Annotated in this window: 2 protein-coding genes; one reads left to right on the top strand and one right to left on the bottom strand. The window is 48.5% G+C overall.

All coding sequences use genetic code 11. From position 1 onward, the window contains the following. A partial coding sequence (locus tag HMPREF2724_RS12165) for an ASCH domain-containing protein (protein ID WP_083306055.1) occupies positions 1-680 on the bottom strand: 680 nt, incomplete at its 3' end. A 391-nt stretch (positions 681-1,071) separates the two neighbouring features. On the opposite strand from HMPREF2724_RS12165, the gene HMPREF2724_RS00100 reads away from it, so the two are divergent. Then, complete coding sequence (locus HMPREF2724_RS00100) at positions 1,072-1,284, top strand: IS3 family transposase (RefSeq protein WP_070432781.1); 213 nt, start codon at positions 1,072-1,074, stop codon at positions 1,282-1,284. The last annotated feature ends 94 nt before the right edge of the window (positions 1,285-1,378 follow it).

Genomic DNA, 1,378 nt, shown 5'->3' with positions numbered 1-1,378 from the left:
GGATCGTTTGGTCCAAGTTCTGGATAGTGGAAATCGAGTGCAGAGTGAAGTTCTGCCAAGTTTTGAAAACCATCGTTGCAGGCATCTTCTTCGGTTAATTTGCACCGTTGCGTTTGCACCACCGCCGTGACTTGGGCAGGAAGAGTGGTTACCAATCCGCTTCCTTTTTCGAATACCAAGGAAGCAGGTCCGACGCAAAAAGGGTCATCGATTCTAATAGTTTGTTCTTTTGATCCGTTGCGAATGGCTTCTTCATATCCTTCCCACATAAAAATCTTCTGCGGGGTTTCAAGTTCTTTCCAGTCAAAGGAATGAGGGAGAAGCTCGGTGACAGTCTTGGATTCGAATCCATTACTGCCGCGGATTATGCACTTGATGGATGGGTCGATGTCATATAAAACTTGGCGGCATTTTCCACAAGGCGGTATTACATCACCTGTCGGGCCGTAAATCGCTACGATGGCTTCGATTGGATCATTTGGGCAGGCGGCAGCGTGGTTGGCTAAAGCTGTAATTTCTCCGCAGGGTCCGCCAAGGAAATGATAGGCGTTAAGTCCATGGATAGTACGCCCTGATTTTGTTAGTAATGTGGCGCCAACGGTGTGGTCATCATCGTCGCTTGCTTGGCGCGTAAATGAAGTTGCTTCTTTTAATAACGAACGCAATGAATTGGTGAGCATAATGCCATGCTAGTGAGTCCGCTCAGGAGAAACTATGGGTGCATCTTCTTTGAGAGCGTCAGATGGTTTGTGTGGGGGAATCCATCCCGTATAAGGGAGATAAACCAGAAGGAAGATATTACCGAGTTTAAAAGTAGGTCACTAGCAAAGTGTTTGCTGAATACGTTTATTCCTGGTGGCGATAGTGCTGCACAAAGTCTGATTGAGGCGTGGGAGGTAGCCTAGTCTGAAATTCGACGCAATGACGATAACCAACAATGACTAAATGGAATACCGTCACGTTGGCTACGTGATAATTGCCATTCCTTATATGGGGTTGAATCTTCTCTGCAAATGCGCTGACCGGCAAAACTCGTTAGGGTCTTGAGCACGGAGGAGAGGAGGATATCTGATGGAACCGACCAATCTGGATGTGCTTATTGTTGGCGGAGGCTTCGCAGGAATGGCTGCGGGGATTACCTTGGCACTTCACTCTGTCAAAGAATTTACCGCTGCGGTAGACGCGTACATCGACTGGTACAACGCGGAAAGACTCCAGCTGGGACTTGATGGTTGCACCCCGATGAAATACCGGGATAAGGCCCTTAAGACGTTAGCCGGGTAGGATTACCCCTAGTCCAACTTTCGGGGGCAAGTTCAGTTTCAGTTCGCGGTTTTCTCGACGCAGGCGCCTGAGTTCTTCTTCCATTGTTTCGCCG

The organism is Corynebacterium sp. HMSC071F07 (assembly GCF_001810285.1).
Taxonomy (GTDB): domain Bacteria; phylum Actinomycetota; class Actinomycetes; order Mycobacteriales; family Mycobacteriaceae; genus Corynebacterium; species Corynebacterium simulans.
This window is presented reverse-complemented; position numbering and strand designations above follow the sequence as displayed.

Excerpts from the sequence above, each read along its gene's own strand:
- HMPREF2724_RS00100 (WP_070432781.1), top strand. The coding sequence starts at position 1,072 with ATGGAACCGACCAATCTGGATGTGCTTATTGTTGGCGGAGGCTTCGCA.